This is a genomic window from Micromonospora sonchi, from assembly GCF_014646235.1.
GTDB lineage: Bacteria > Actinomycetota > Actinomycetes > Mycobacteriales > Micromonosporaceae > Micromonospora > Micromonospora sonchi.
Window position 1 is genome coordinate 75,416 of record NZ_BMNB01000003.1, and the last position, 13,314, is coordinate 88,729.

Annotated in this window: 15 protein-coding genes and 1 tRNA gene; 4 read left to right on the plus strand and 12 right to left on the minus strand. The window is 73.1% G+C overall.

Features of this window, described 5'->3' with window-relative positions; genetic code table 11:
- Window positions 1-38: 38 nt before the first annotated feature.
- The 9 genes from IEY61_RS04085 to IEY61_RS04125 form a co-directional block, all read right to left on the minus strand.
- A complete protein-coding gene (locus IEY61_RS04085) occupies window positions 39-782 on the minus strand; it encodes an SDR family NAD(P)-dependent oxidoreductase (RefSeq protein ID WP_189040885.1) in 744 nt (247 codons plus the stop codon).
- Between the two features lie 82 nt (window positions 783-864).
- Window positions 865-1,941: a hypothetical protein gene (locus IEY61_RS04090; protein ID WP_189040886.1), complete on the minus strand. Its 1,077-nt coding sequence runs from the start codon at window positions 1,939-1,941 to the stop codon at window positions 865-867.
- The gene (locus IEY61_RS04095; RefSeq protein WP_189040887.1) at window positions 1,938-2,504 is read right to left on the minus strand and encodes an RNA polymerase sigma factor; all 567 of its coding nucleotides are present in this window, start codon (window positions 2,502-2,504) and stop codon (window positions 1,938-1,940) included. The genes IEY61_RS04090 and IEY61_RS04095 overlap by 4 nt, the downstream gene beginning before the upstream one ends.
- A gap of 101 nt (window positions 2,505-2,605) precedes the next feature.
- A tRNA-Ala gene (locus tag IEY61_RS04100) sits at window positions 2,606-2,679 on the minus strand.
- A gap of 659 nt (window positions 2,680-3,338) precedes the next feature.
- A complete protein-coding gene (gene sepX, locus IEY61_RS04105) occupies window positions 3,339-4,130 on the minus strand; it encodes a divisome protein SepX/GlpR (RefSeq protein WP_189040888.1) in 792 nt (263 codons plus the stop codon).
- Between the two features lie 178 nt (window positions 4,131-4,308).
- Window positions 4,309-4,950, minus strand: coding sequence for a GNAT family N-acetyltransferase (locus IEY61_RS04110; protein ID WP_229705672.1), 642 nt, complete (start codon window positions 4,948-4,950; stop codon window positions 4,309-4,311).
- Between the two features lie 31 nt (window positions 4,951-4,981).
- Complete coding sequence (locus tag IEY61_RS04115) at window positions 4,982-6,295, minus strand: molybdopterin molybdotransferase MoeA (RefSeq protein ID WP_189040889.1); 1,314 nt, start codon at window positions 6,293-6,295, stop codon at window positions 4,982-4,984.
- Window positions 6,292-7,245, minus strand: a complete 954-nt coding sequence (locus tag IEY61_RS04120; RefSeq protein WP_189040890.1) for a UTP--glucose-1-phosphate uridylyltransferase — start codon at window positions 7,243-7,245, stop codon at window positions 6,292-6,294. Before IEY61_RS04120 ends, IEY61_RS04115 begins: the two co-directional genes overlap by 4 nt.
- A 9-nt stretch (window positions 7,246-7,254) precedes the next feature.
- Window positions 7,255-9,366, minus strand: coding sequence for a GGDEF domain-containing protein (locus IEY61_RS04125; RefSeq protein ID WP_189041198.1), 2,112 nt, complete (start codon window positions 9,364-9,366; stop codon window positions 7,255-7,257).
- 83 nt (window positions 9,367-9,449) lie between these two features.
- Here IEY61_RS04125 and IEY61_RS04130 point away from each other — a divergent pair, with 83 nt between their 5' ends.
- Both IEY61_RS04130 and IEY61_RS04135 read left to right on the plus strand, forming a co-directional pair.
- Entirely contained in the window at window positions 9,450-10,115 is a 666-nt protein-coding gene (locus tag IEY61_RS04130) for a 5-formyltetrahydrofolate cyclo-ligase (protein ID WP_229705673.1), read from the plus strand.
- Window positions 10,116-10,176: 61 nt separating this feature from the next.
- A complete protein-coding gene (locus tag IEY61_RS04135; RefSeq protein WP_189040892.1) occupies window positions 10,177-10,512 on the plus strand; it encodes an FmdB family zinc ribbon protein in 336 nt (111 codons plus the stop codon).
- 124 nt (window positions 10,513-10,636) lie between these two features.
- On the opposite strand, the gene IEY61_RS04140 is transcribed toward IEY61_RS04135, so the two are convergent.
- Window positions 10,637-10,819, minus strand: a complete 183-nt coding sequence (locus tag IEY61_RS04140; protein ID WP_373293099.1) for a hypothetical protein — start codon at window positions 10,817-10,819, stop codon at window positions 10,637-10,639.
- A gap of 68 nt (window positions 10,820-10,887) precedes the next feature.
- Between IEY61_RS04140 and IEY61_RS04145 the strand changes: the two genes are divergently transcribed.
- Window positions 10,888-11,268: a hypothetical protein gene (locus tag IEY61_RS04145; protein ID WP_189040894.1), complete on the plus strand. Its 381-nt coding sequence runs from the start codon at window positions 10,888-10,890 to the stop codon at window positions 11,266-11,268.
- Window positions 11,269-11,283: 15 nt separating this feature from the next.
- Here IEY61_RS04145 and IEY61_RS04150 read toward each other — a convergent pair whose 3' ends face one another.
- Window positions 11,284-11,769 (minus strand): DUF2231 domain-containing protein, encoded by a 486-nt coding sequence (locus IEY61_RS04150; protein ID WP_189040895.1) that lies wholly within the window; start codon window positions 11,767-11,769, stop codon window positions 11,284-11,286.
- A gap of 182 nt (window positions 11,770-11,951) precedes the next feature.
- On the opposite strand from IEY61_RS04150, the gene IEY61_RS04155 reads away from it, so the two are divergent.
- A complete protein-coding gene (locus IEY61_RS04155) occupies window positions 11,952-12,380 on the plus strand; it encodes a Fur family transcriptional regulator (protein ID WP_189040896.1) in 429 nt (142 codons plus the stop codon).
- 5 nt (window positions 12,381-12,385) lie between these two features.
- Here the strand turns inward: IEY61_RS04155 and IEY61_RS04160 are convergent, their stop codons facing one another.
- Complete coding sequence (locus IEY61_RS04160; protein WP_189041200.1) at window positions 12,386-13,216, minus strand: RecB family exonuclease; 831 nt, start codon at window positions 13,214-13,216, stop codon at window positions 12,386-12,388.
- Window positions 13,217-13,314 lie beyond the last annotated feature (98 nt).

Below are 13,314 nucleotides of genomic sequence, written 5' to 3' on the forward strand. Positions count from 1 at the left end.
CTGGTCGAGCCGTCCTCAGGCCGGACCGGTTCGACCGTTCAGGCGGTGGCGCCGCCGTCGACGGCGATCGACGCGCCGGTGATGTGCCGTCCGCCGTCGCCCACCAGGTGACTGACCGTGGCCGCCACGTCGGCCGGTGCCGCGTACCGGCCCAGCGCGATGTGCGACCGCTGCGCGTCCGCGTCGGTGCTGTCGGCCGGGTTCATGTCGGTGTCGGTCGAGCCGGGCAGGACCAGGTTGACGGTGATTCCGCGCGGGCCGAGTTCGCGGGCGAGGGCCCGGGTCAGCCCGTTGACCGCGCTCTTGGTCATGGCGTACGCGCTCACCCCGGGGGCCGGGACGCGACTGGCGAAGCTGCTGCCGATGTTGACGATCCGCCCGCCCTCGCCCATGTGACGTACCGCCGCCTGGGTGGTGAGATACACCCCGCGCACGTTCACCGCGACGGCCCGGTCCAGGTCGTCGAAGCTGACCGACTCGATCGGCCCGCCCGCGAACACCCCGGCGTTGTTGACCAGGATGTCCAGCCGCCCCAACTCGGCGACGGTCCGCTCGACCGCACCCACCACCGCCGCCGGGTCGGCGCTGTCCGCGCTGATCGACAGACCGGTGCGCCCGTACGCCTCGATGTCCGCCACCACGGCCTTCGCACTCGTCTCCGCGGCGCGGTAGGTGAACGCGACATGGATGCCATCCTCGGCCAGCCGTCGCGCGACGGCGGCACCAATACCACGGCTGCCACCCGTGACCAAGGCAACCCTGCCGGCAAGTCGGACCGTCATGTCGCAATCCTGACAGTCGACTCAGGACATACGCCAATCGGGGCGCTGGTCCGCTGATCTCCAGCGCCCCGATCAGGGACGACTACTCGCAGCCCAGCCCATCTTCGTACTGCGCGGGGGGCTTCCCGGCGGCCACCTCGTCGGCGACCTTCCAGAAGACCTCCGGCCAGGCGCCCTCGTCCTTCATCTGGTGCAGGGCCTGCCACTTGTGGCTGCTGCGCAACGCCTCAGCGGCCCGCTGGAGCGCGGCATCGTCGCCGGCTTCCTTCGCACGCAGCCATTCGGCGATCCACCCGCAGCCGACCCGGCCGATCACCTTCGCGCCGAACTGGTAGGCGTCGTTGGTGCCCAGGTCGTTCAGGGAGGTGGGGTCGAAGCCGGGAGGCAGTGGCACGTCGGCGAGTATCTTGGCCGTCTGCTCGCTGACCCGCTCCGGTGTGACGATCTCAGCCGGAAGCGCGGCGAGCCACGTGCGGGCGTCGACGCGGACCACGTCGGCGAGAACCCGGTCGAACTCGCTCCGCGTCCAGGTGCTGCCGGTACGCAGCTCGACGAAGGAACCGTCACGGGGACGGAGCATGACGGCGAAGTCGCTTGCGCTGTACCGGAACAGGTCGGCCGGCCAGCCATCGACCTTCACCGGTTCCGGCTCGCTGACGTGGAGCCGATCCTTGTGGTAGCCGTCGTACTGGTCGGCCGGATACCAGTTCATCTCCAGATACCGTCCGCCGTTGCTGAAACCGATGGTGCCTACCTTCTCGGCGAAGCCGTACACGGTGGTCGCCGTCCAGCCAGGCTGGTCGATCAGCAGTCGCGGGTTCTCCTCGGCCGCCTTCAGCACCATCGCCGAATAACTGGTCGGGTCCATCGCCTCCGTAGCGGTAGGCGGGGTCACCGGCTCGTCCGACCGGTCGCGCAAGGCCGAGACGACCAGGACACCGGCGAGAAGAGTGGCTGCGACGCTCGCGCCGGCGAGGCCGCTCAGCACGGCGCGGCGCGGGCGCGGGCGCCTGCCCGGCGGTTCGGCGACGGCTTCGAGAGTCGGTACGGACATGATCTCCTCCAGGAGGCTCTGCGCGGCCCCGTCGAGGTGCTTGATGATCTCCGGTCGGTAGGGGTCGGCGTCTCGGACCATCCGGTCCATCTGCTCGTCGGTCATCTGCCCTCCTCCCAGGTGCCTGCTGGCATGACGTCGAGTACATGTCCGGGCGGGCCGAGATCGTCACCGACGAGATCTCGGAACCGGGCCCGGGCACGTGACAGCCGGCTGCGGACCACAGCCGGGCTGACGCGCAGAACCGCGGCGGCCTCACGCGGCTCCAGCCCCTCCCAGAAGGTCAACATCAACACCTCCCGGTCCAACTTCCCCAGCCGAGCCAGCGCAGCCTGCACGGTGAGTCGTTCGGGCACCTGGCTGCCCGGGTCGACGGCGACGGCGAACCGGATTCGTTGCCGCAACCGGTCCCCCAGCCGGTCCCGGCGCGCTCCGGCGCGATGGTGGTTGGCCAGCACCCGCCGGGCCACCCCGTACAGCCACAGCCGGACCTCTGCCTCGGGCGGCAGGTCACGGCTGCGCCGCCAGGCGACGAGAAAGGTGTCGGCAACCACGTCGGCCGCGTCCTCGGGCTGCTCGACGCGCCGCATCGCGTACGCCAACAGCGGCTCGAAGTTGGCCGCATAAATGCGTCGGAAGCGTTCCTCGTGCTCGATCCCGGAGCCCACGCCTACTCCATGTCCGGTCGAGCACCGATCGTGACATGCCTGGCCCACCCCGTACGCCAAAAAGGCCGTCTCCGACGGGCGGAAACGGCCTTTGAGCTGGGTGGAGCTGAGGGGATTTGAACCCCTGACCCCCTCGATGCGAACGAGGTGCGCTACCGGTCTGCGCCACAGCCCCTCCGCCGGCGGACCGGCGTCGGTCCCACCCGGCTGACACCGGGCGGGCCGGCGACAAGGCTAACAGGTCGACCACCCCCGTCGCGAACCGCCCCGCCCGCCGGATCTAACAAGATCCACACAGTTTCGCTGAAGATGCGGCCTCGACCACCGTCGGAGGCAGCAACTTCGGCGAAGTTGCGGGTCGTGCACCTGCCGGTCCCGGGCGACATCGCGGTGCCACGCGGGCTAGAGATCAAGTCCCGCGGCCGCCTGAGATGTTATTGGGGGAGACCGGCGATAGGTGGTGGCGGCGAGATCCAGGGGTGGCGGCGCCGTGCCTGGGGGTGGGTGGCACGGGTTGCGGCATCTCGGGGTGTTCGGGTGCTCAGGGCGGGCACGGGTTGCGGCATGTCGCCGTCTTCCGTCCTTCGAATGGCACGGGTTGCGGCATGTCGCCGTCTTCCGTCCTTCGAATGGCACGGGTTGCGGCAGGTTGGGCCTTCCGGGCCGCTTGAGACCGCGAGTTGCGGCGCCCTGCGAAAAGGCCGCGAGTTGCGGCGCCCTGCGGAAGGGCCGCGAGTTGCGGCGTCCTGTGGCACGCGACGGGGCCGGTTACGGACGTGTCTCATCGCCCAGCCGCCGACGTGACAGGATCCGCCCCGCCGCCACCGCCCTTGCTTACATGCCGCGGCCGGCTTCGTAGGGGCGGCCGCGGAGGCCGCCGGTGCGGCGGTAGGAGACCGAGCCGCCGCTGGCCGCCGCCGGCAGGTCGGCGGGGCGGTCCAGGCCCATGGCGGTACGGCGGACGGACTCCCGCTGGGCGGCCAGGCGGCGCTGCGCCTCGCGGCGGGCGGCGGCGCGGCGGGCCTGTTCGCGGCGTACCTCGGCCTGGCGGGCGGCCAGCCAGGCGGCCTCGCGGGCGCGGGCGCGGCGTCGGCGGCGTTCGGCCACGGCGCGGGCGCGCAGGTGGACGACGTACACGATCAGCAGGGTGGCGGTGACCGCGAAGCTGATCCAGAACCCGGGACCGACCACCACCACGCCGACCAGTTCGACGCCGTTGAGCAGGACCAGCGCGGCGAGCACCCGGCGACGGCGGTAGATGGCGGGGGTGTGCGGGCGGCGCCGGTCCGGACGGTGACGGGGCCGACTCGCGGCGGGCGGCACGGCGCGCAGCCGGCTCTGCCGACCGGGGCGGCCTGCGGCGGGTGGTCCGGAAACCGGCGCGGCCAGCCCGCCCGAGCGGGCCTCCTCGTTGAGGGTGACCACCAGGCTGCGAGGTGCGTTGACCGGGCGCCGACCCGGGACAGTGCGGCGCCGTCGACGTCGCTCGAGCACCCGCGCCGTCGACTGCGCCCGCTCCGCCACCAGCCGCTCGGCGGCGTCGTACCGGCGGACCAACGCCGGGGCGAGGGCGAGCAGACCGGCGGCGGCGAGGACGGCGAGGAGCACCGAGGTCGGCACCCTCACCCCTCCCGTCACCGAATTCGGAGCAACCGCCGCCCGGCCGCAGGATCTTCCACCGGCCGGCGCCGGCGGCGTGAATCGTGCAGGTCGGGCAGCGCTTGCCGCAGCTTGCAGTTACCTGAGGTTACGGGTCACCGCCCCTGGAACAACCGCGCCGCGCCGATCCCGGACGTGGGACGCCTCACCGGGCGTTGGCGCGCAGCCGGTGCCAGCGGGCCAGCAGGCCGCCCTCGGCGGCGACTTCCTCACTGGTCATCGCGTACCCGATGTGATCGCGCCAGGCACCGTCGATGTGCATGTAGCGCGCGTGGTACGCCTCCTCGCGGAAGCCCAGCTTCTCCACCACCCGGCGGGACGGCCGGTTCTCCGGGCGGATGTTCACCTCCAGCCGGTGCAGGCCACCGGGGCCGAAGGCGTGGTCGACGGCGAGCGCCAGCGCGGTGGGGATCACCTCACGGCCGGCCACCCGGCGGTCCACCCAGTATCCGACGTAGCCGGAGCAGAACGCCCGGCGCACGATGTTGCCCACGTTGAGGTGGCCGACGAACCGCTCCGCGCCGCCCTCGCACAGGCAGACCGCGAACGGCATCCCCTCGCCGGTACGCGCCGAACGCCGCTGGTCGCGGTGGATCCAGCGGAAGGTGGCCGGCGAGTTCAGCTCGGCCCAGTCACCGGCCAGCGACGATTCCCAGGGGGCCAGCCAGTCGCGGTTGGCGCGACGCACCTCCGACCAGGCGGCCGCGTCCGAACGCCGGTAGGGCCGCAGCAGCACCGGACCGTCGGCGAGCACCACCGGCCAGCCGGGTGCCCGTCTGAACCGCACCGATCCTCCAACCCCGAGCGTCAGCGGCGATTCACCGTCGGCGGTCCAGCAGCAGCACGTCCACGGTGGAACCGGCGGCGGCGGCGGTCACCCGCTCGCCAAGGACCAGAAGGCCATTCGCCTCGGCCAGGCCGGAGAGGGTGAACGGGCCGCCGTCGAGCGGCTGGACAGTGTATCCCCCACCACGCCGTTCGGCGACGTGGGCGGGCCGGAACTCGCGCAGCCCGGCCGGTGAGGAGACGGTCTCCAGCAGATGCGCCCGTACGCTGGGGCGAAACACCGGCTCGGCGCCGGCCAGCAGGTTGATTGCCGGGCGGGCCAGCACCTCGAAGCCGATCATCGCGGCGCCGGGGTCGCCCGGCAGGCACACCACCGGCACCTCCTCGGCGCCGACGGTGCCGAACCCGAGCGCGGTGCCCGGGTAGAGCGCCACATCGGTGAAGGTGACCGGGCCGCCCCGGCCGCCCTCCCGACGGGACAGGATCCGGCGGACCATGTCGCCCGGCCCGGTGCCGGTGCCGCCGGTGGTGATGATCAGGTCGGCGCGCAGGGTCTGGTCCTCCAGCAGCCCGCGCAGCCCTTCCGGGTCGTCGTCACAGATGCCCACCCGGTACGCCAGGGCGCCCGCCTCCGCCGCCGCGGCGGTCAGCGCGTGCGAGTTGGCGTCCACCACCTGGCCGGGCTGGCTGCCCCGGCCCACGTCGACCAGTTCGTCGCCGGTGGCCACGATGACCACCCGTGGGCTGGGGCGGACCACCACGTGCCCGATCCCGGTGGCGGCGAGCACGGCGACCAGGGCCGGTGAGACGTACGTGCCGGAGCGGGCGAGCACGTCCCCGGCGGCCACCTCCTCGCCGGCCCGGCGTACCCCGTACCCCCGTTTCGGGACGCGGAAGATCTCCACCGCGGCCATGCCCTGGTCGGTCCACTCCACCGGCACCACCACGTCGGCGGTGATCGGCAGCGGCGCGCCGGCGGCGACCGAGAAACACGAGCCGGGGGTGAGCCGGACCGGCCGCCAGCTCGCCGCGCCGAGATCACCGACCACGTTGAGCCGCACCGTGCGGCCCCCCGGCCCGCCGGACTGGGCCGGGACGTATCTCACCCCCCGGGCCCCGCCGGCGATGTCCTCCCAGCGCGCCGCGTACCCGTCGACGGCCGCCTGGTCGAAGGCCGGGAAGGCGTGCGGTGCGACGACGTCCTCGGCGAGGACGTTGCCGTACGCCTGGGTGAGGTCGAGGTCGAGCGGAGGCAGCGCGCGTAACCTGCGCAGCACGCTGCCCAGGTAGTCGGCGAGCCGCGTCAACCCGTTTTCGGCCGCCTCGGCGTCGGCCGGCGCGGTCATGTATTCGGACCGCCCGACGCGTCGGTGTTGACGAAGTCGGTCAGCCACTTGCGGAACTCGGTGCCCAGGTCCTCGCGTTCGGCGGCGATCTGGACCACGGTCTGCAGGTAGCCCAGCGGCATGCCGGTGTCGTAGCGGGTGCCCCGGTAGACGATGGCGTGCACCGGTGTGCCCTCGGTACGCAGCAGTTCCATCGCGTCGGTCAGCTGGATCTCCCCGCCGCTGCCGGGCGGGGTCCGGCGGATGGCGTCGAAGATCTTGCCGGGCAGGACGTAGCGGCCGAGCACGGCGAGGTTGCTCGGCGCCTCCTCCGGTGTCGGCTTCTCGACCATGCCGGTCACCTTCACGACCTCGCCGATGTCGGTCAGCTCGGACTCCGCCGGCTCGACCGAGGCGATGCCGTACCGCTTCGTCTCGGCCGGGTCGACCTCGAAGAACGCGAGCACCACGCCACCCGTACGGGCCTGGAGTTCCAGCATGGCCGGCAGCAGCGGCTCGGAGGGCTTGACGAACTCGTCGCCGAGCAGCACCGCGAAGGGCTGGTCGCCGACGTGCGACTCGGCGTACCCGACCGCGTGGCCGAGGCCGAGCTGCTCCGGCTGCCGGCAGGTGTAGATGGCGGCCAGTTCCTCGGTCCGCTTGACGGCGGCGAGCAGGTCGGGCTTCTGCGCGAGCCGCTCCTCCAGGTCGGGGCGGCGGTCGAAGTGGTCCACCATGGATGTCTTGCCGCGGCCGGTGATCAGCAGGACGTCGCCGATCCCGGCCTGGGCGGCCTCCTCGACGATGTACTGCAACACCGGCCGGTCGACCACCGGTAGCAGTTCCTTCGGGACCGCCTTGGTGGCCGGCAGGAACCGGGTCGCCAGACCGGCGGCCGGGATGACCGCCTTGACGGCACGGGGGCGGCCGGTGGCGGCGGCCGTTGAGGGGTTCGCTGAGTGCTCCGACATGTCGCGAGACTATCGGCCAGGGCCGTAACTCGGCGGGTGAGGACCAGAAGACGCGCCGCCCGCCTGACCGGTTCTGCCGGTGCCGGCAGAACCCACCGCGGTGGGTTCGCCGCCTCGGTGGGCGCGTGCCGCCCGCCAGGTGTCCCGGCCAGCGGCCTTGGCCGCGTAGAGCGCCTCGTCCGCCGCCTCCAGCACCCGCGGACCGGTGTCGGCGTGGTCCGGATAGACGGCGATGCCGATGGAGACCGTGACCGGGATCGACTCCCGGACCCCGGCATGTCCGACCACCGGGACCGGGGCGGTGCGGATGGCCGCGCCGAGCCGTTCGGCGACGATCGCCGCGCCGCGGACGTCGGTCTCCGGCAGCAGCACCACGAACTCCTCCCCACCCTGCCGGAAAGCGAGATCCACCTCCCGGATCTCGCCGCGTACCCGGCTGGCGAACTCGACCAGCACCGTGTCACCGGCCGCGTGGCCGTAGGTGTCGTTGACCTTCTTGAACCGGTCCAGGTCGAGCACGAGGACGCTCACCATCCGACCGAAGCGGCTGGCCCGTTCCACCTCCCGTCGCAGCGATTCGCGCAGGTAGCGGTAGTTCCACAGCCCGGTGAGCGGGTCGGTGAGCGACAGTCGCTGGGTCTCCTCGTGGACGCGTACGTTGTGCACCGCCACCGCCGCATGCCCGGCGAAGGTACGCAGGGTGGCCAGGTCGTCGTCGTCGAACTCCTCCCCACCGAGCCGGTCGTAGAGGGCGAGCACGCCCAGCGCCGGCGCGGCCTTGGCACCGGTCGCGGTCGGCGGGCCCTCGGTGGGTCGCGCCGCCGGGCCGGCCAACGGCACCGCGATGTACGTCCGGCAGGGCGGCTCGCTGGGCGGCCCCACGTCGGCCGCCAGGCGGCCCCGGCAGGGTTCCCCGGTCACCGCGACCGCGCCGATCACCCCGCTGCCCAGCGGCACCCGGACCGGTCCGGTGCCGGGCCGCTGCCCGTCGAATCCCTCGGTGCATTCGGCGACGAGGCCGTCGTCGGACGCGGTGAGCAGCACCGCGCCAGCCCGGGCACCGATCGCCGCGAGCGCGCTGTGCAGGATCACCCGCAGGATCCGCTGCAGGTCGTGGGTGCTGGCCAGGGTGTCGCCGAGCACGGCAAGGTGCCCGCGCAACTGGTTCCGGCTGCTGGCCAGCGCCGCCAGATAGCCACCGGTCTCGCGGGTCAGCCGGTTGACGGCGTCGGCCAGTCGACCGATCTCGTCGCCGTCGCGTACCGGAATCCGGGCGGTCAGGTCACCGGCGACCACCCGGTCCACCGCACCGGCCAGTTCCACCAGCGGTCGGGTGGCCACCCGGGCCAGCCGCCAGGCCACGACCACCCCCAGCAGGGCGGCGAGCAGCACCACCCCGACCAGTACCGCGTACAGGCCGGGCGGCTGGTCGCTGGGCACCGAGAGCACCAGCGGCAGCGGCTGCCCGGCGGCCGGGCCGGCCCGGCGGAGGTAGCGGCCGTCGGTGGTGCTGGTGACGCGATCGTCGCGCAGGGACGCGGCGGCGGCGAGCACGGCCTCCCGGCCGCCGGGAGACTCGGTGCTGTGGGTCACCCGCGCCGGTGGGACGGCGTTGTCGAGCAACGTCACCGCGACCCCGGTCACCGCCGCGAGCCGCGCCACGAACGCCGGGTCCACCGGATGCGCCGCGGCGACCGTACCCAGCGCCGCGCCGGTGGTGTCGCGTAACTCCACCCGGACCACCAGCGCCCCGACGGGGCCGCCGAACGGCGCCGATGCCGCGCAGTCCCGCCAGGGCGCCGGCGGCGCGTTCGGGGTGGCGTGGCTGACCCGACCGGTCACGTCGGTGACCTGCACGGCAGCGGCGAGGCCCCGGTTGACCACCTGGGCGGCGACGCCGGCGTGGTCGGTGGTGACGGCGACCGCGTCCGCCGCGGCGCGCAGTTGCTGGCAGAGTGCGTCTATCGAGGTACGCACGGCTGCGGCGGCCACCGCCAACCGCTCGGTGGCACGGCTGCGATCCACCGCCGCCACGGTGGCGGCGACGAAGGCGCCGCCGAGCAGGACCGGACCGAACGTCACAGCCAGGAAGGCTGCGGTCAACCGCCCGCGTAGCGTCAACACCTGCCCCCGGAAGTTGCGACCGTCGCCTGCGATGCTGACACAGAGCAACCGAGATGGAGGCGTTGCGTGAGGAGTGTTGCGTGCCGGAATTTGCGCAGGACGCGGAAGTGACCCATGAGGCGAAGCGGGAGCGGAGGGTCTGGCTGCTCGCCCGCCGCCGGGCCCTGCCCGAGGCCGTCCGGCGGGACGCGGCGGCGCGGGTGCAGGCCGAGCTGGTCGCCCTGGTACGCCGCCTGCGGCCGGGCCGGGTGGCCGCGTACGCGCCGGTCGGCACCGAGCCCGGCGGACCGGACCTGCCCGCGGTGCTCGCCGACGCGTTGCCGGCCGGGGCGCAGTTGATCCTGCCGGTCCTCCGCGACGACCTGGACCTGGACTGGGCGGCGTGGACCGGGCCGGCGGCGATGGTGGCCGCCGGCCGGGGCATCCGCGAGCCCGCCACACCCCGGCTCGGGGTGACCGCGATCGCCGCCGCCGAACTGGTCGTGCTTCCCGCGCTGGCGGTGGATCGTCGCGGCGTACGCCTCGGCCGGGGCGGCGGCTCGTACGATCGGGCCCTGGCCCGGTTGGCCGCGGCCGCCTGCACGGTGGTGCCGCTGTACGACGGCGAACTGCTGGACGTGCTACCCGCCGAGCCACACGACCGGCCGGTACGCGCGGTGGTCACCCCGACCGGTGGTCTGCACCAGCTGGCGCCCCCCTCGGGTGTCGTACCCCACACTTCCGCTGGACGAATCGGGGGACGATGACGCACCATTGGCACTCGAATACGTCGAGTGCCAATCGGCTGTGCCAGATCCGGAGGAGAACGTGCCCACGTACCAGTACGCCTGCACCGCGTGCGGTCACCAGCTCGAGGCGGTGCAATCCTTCTCGGACGACCCGTTGACCGACTGCCCGGCATGCGAGGGGCGGCTGCGGAAGCTGTTCAATTCCGTCGGCGTCGTGTTCAAGGGCTCCGGCTTCTATCGCACCGACTCCCGCAGCTCCGACTCGGAGACCGCGTCGGGCACCGCCACGAGCAAGTCCGAGAAGTCCGACTCGTCGTCCTCCGGCTCGACGACCTCGACCTCCTCGTCGACCGGCTCCACCGGCGGCTCCTCGGCCGGAGGCGCGAGCAAGGCACCGGCCACCGCCACCACCTGAAGCAGCAAGGAAGGGCCCCTTATTAACGCCTCGTGCGGTAAAGGGGCCCCTTCTTAACACCTGCCACCGCTCAGCACGTGCCGCCGAAAGCGCTCAGCACGTGCCGCCGAAGCCGGCGCTTCGCTCAGTCCCAGTGCGGCGGGCGCTCGGCGAGCAACCGGTCGTCGTTGCCGCCCGCCGGCTCACCCCAGCCACGGTCGGTGTCGTCGGAGGTCTGCTCGGGCAGCACCACGAAATCGTCACTCAGGTCGACGGTGCGGTCGTCGTCGCTCCGCCTGCCGGTATCCCGCGTACTCACGAGCGGCAAGGGTAACGCAGCCCGCGGCGGCGCGGCCTGACCGCCGGGTAGCGCAGCAGTTGGTAGCGTCGCAGGGCGTGACGCCCCCCCGCTCCGGCCCGGCACCCGACGATCAGTGGCGCCGACCCGATTCCGGCGCCGGGTCAGCGCCCGGCGTCCCGGCTGGCCACCCCGCCCCGGCAGATCGCCCCGCCCCGGCGGGTGGCAGCCCCGGACAACCGCCGGCGCTCGGGCCGGCCGGCTACCTCGGGCCACCGCCCACCATCGCTCCGCCGGCCGGCTGGCGGCCGGAGGTGCACCTTCGGCCGAACCCGCCCCGGCAGCTCCCGGCGCAGGACATGACCGCCCTGGATGCCCAGGAGCAGCGAGCGCAGCGGGTGACCTGGGCGGTGGGCCTGGTCGCCGCCGCCGTCCTGCTGCTGCTGGTCTGCCTGCTCTGCTCCCGGGCGCTGCGCTGAGCCAGCAGACCGGGCCTAGTCGAAGGTGTTGCCCCAGACCATCTCGGCACCCGAGTGGCCGGCCAACCAGGTGTAGACGACGGCGAGCACGCCCAGCCCCACCACCACGACCGACAGCACCGGCGGCACCCAGCGCGGCAGCTTCGGTGCCCGGGGGTGGCCGCTGGTCGCCACCAGCAGCAGGATGACGGCCACGGCGAGCCCCAGCGTGTAGCGGAGCAGCAGTCCGCCGTACTCGGCGTGCTCGTTGATCTTTTCCAGGATCTCCCCCGAGAAGCCCCGGGCGATCTGCTGTTCCTGGAACGCCTCGCCGGATTCCTCGGCGATCCAGGCGGTGACCGGCGCGACCACCGCCAAGGCCACCACCGCCCAGTCCAGCCGCGACCGGAACCGCGGCAGCGCGATGTAGGCGACGGCGAGCAGCACCAGCAGCGGAACGAAGACCACGACCGCGTGTACGACCAGCACGTGCCCGGGTAGACCCAGCACCTTCTCGAACATCGGACCTCCGGCGGTAGGTGGTGATGGAACGTCAGGGTACGGCGGTGCCTTCCGCCCGCCCAGGACTCTTCTGGTCACACGCGAAACCGATCGGCCGGGTTCAGCCGGATCGATGCCGGTCGGGCCCGCCGGGCGCCTGAGGGCCGGTTGTCGCGCCACGAGCGCCGTGCTGTCATTGACGTATGTGCGCAGGGGAGGAACTTCTCCGGTCGCGCGGCCTGCGTGTCACCCGGCCACGCCTCGCCGTGCTCGATGTCCTGGCCGAAGGGGGCCACCTGGAGGTCGAGGAGATCACCCGACGGGTACGCCAGCGCCTCGACTCCGTCTCCACCCAGGCGGTCTACGACGTGCTGGGCGCCCTGTCCCGCGCCGGTCTGTCCCGCCGGATCGAGCCGGCCGGCAGCCCCGCCCGCTACGAGGCCCGGGTTGGTGACAACCATCACCACGTGGTGTGCCGAAGTTGCGGCGAGATCGCCGACATCGACTGCACGGCCGGCAGCACCCCCTGCCTCGACCCGGGCCCGGCCCACGGCTTCCAGGTGGACGAGGCGGAGGTGACCTTCTGGGGGCGCTGTCCCGCCTGCCAGGCCCGCCGCGCCGCCGACGACTGACGCGCTCAGCCCTGGGTCGGGGGGCGTTCCACGGAGGCCCACGGGTCCTTTTCCGGTGCGGCGGCACCGGCGGGGCAGGTGCGCCGGTAGTCGCACCAGGCGCACCGCGGCCCGGGCGTGGTCGGGAAGGCGTCATCGGGGTCGGCGCCGTCGGCCACGGACCGCTCGGCCGTCATGATGTCGCGAGCGGTCTCCTCGGCCCGGGTCACCTGCCGCGCCAGCGACTCGGCGCTGTGCTCGTGCGCCGCGATCGTGCCGCTCGGAAGGTGGTGCAGTTCGACCCGGCGGCAGGGCCGACGGAACACCCGCTCGGCCGCGTACGCGTAGAGCGCCAACGCCTGCGAGCCGCGCGCGTCGTCGGTGTCCAGCGCGGCACGACCGGTCTTGTAGTCGACGATGGCCAGCTCCGGGCCGTGGGTGCCGGCGCGGGCGTCGATCCGGTCGGCACGGCCGTTGAACGCCAGCACGCCGGTTTTCACCGCCACCACCCGCTCCACCCCGACCGGTTCGTCGGCCGGATCGAGCCCGTCGACGTACGCCTCAAGCCAGCCCAGCGCCCGCCGGTAGACGTCGCGTTCCTGCTCGTCGTCGCGGTAACCCTCGCGCACCCAGGTGCCCTTGAGCAGCGTGGGCAGCACCTCGGGGCGACGCCGGTCGGGCGGCAGGGCGTACCAGTTCTTCAGGGCGGTGTGCACGCTGGCACCGAGCGAGTTGTGTGCCCACGGCGGCCCCTTCGGCGGGGCCGGGCGATCGACGTAGGAGTAGCGGTAGCGCCGCGGACAGTCGGCGTACGCGCCGAGTTTGCTCGGGGTACAGACGAACAGCCGCTCCGGCATGCCCTCGAAACCGAGCTGCTCGGGCTGCGCGTCGCGGGGTCGGGGCGCACGACCGCCGGCGGGTCGTCCGGTCGGGGAGGTTCGTCGCACGCCGATGA

Excerpts from the sequence above, each read along its gene's own strand:
- IEY61_RS04085 (WP_189040885.1), bottom strand. The coding sequence starts at position 782 with ATGACGGTCCGACTTGCCGGCAGGGTTGCCTTGGTCACGGGTGGCAGC.
- IEY61_RS04090 (WP_189040886.1), bottom strand. The coding sequence starts at position 1,941 with ATGACCGACGAGCAGATGGACCGGATGGTCCGAGACGCCGACCCCTAC.
- IEY61_RS04115 (WP_189040889.1), bottom strand. The coding sequence starts at position 6,295 with ATGACCGCGCCGGCCGACGCCGAGGCGGCCGAAAACGGGTTGACGCGG.
- IEY61_RS04120 (WP_189040890.1), bottom strand. The coding sequence starts at position 7,245 with ATGTCGGAGCACTCAGCGAACCCCTCAACGGCCGCCGCCACCGGCCGC.
- IEY61_RS04150 (WP_189040895.1), bottom strand. The coding sequence starts at position 11,769 with ATGTTCGAGAAGGTGCTGGGTCTACCCGGGCACGTGCTGGTCGTACAC.
- IEY61_RS04155 (WP_189040896.1), top strand. The coding sequence starts at position 11,952 with ATGTGCGCAGGGGAGGAACTTCTCCGGTCGCGCGGCCTGCGTGTCACC.
- IEY61_RS04160 (WP_189041200.1), bottom strand. The coding sequence starts at position 13,216 with ATGCCGGAGCGGCTGTTCGTCTGTACCCCGAGCAAACTCGGCGCGTAC.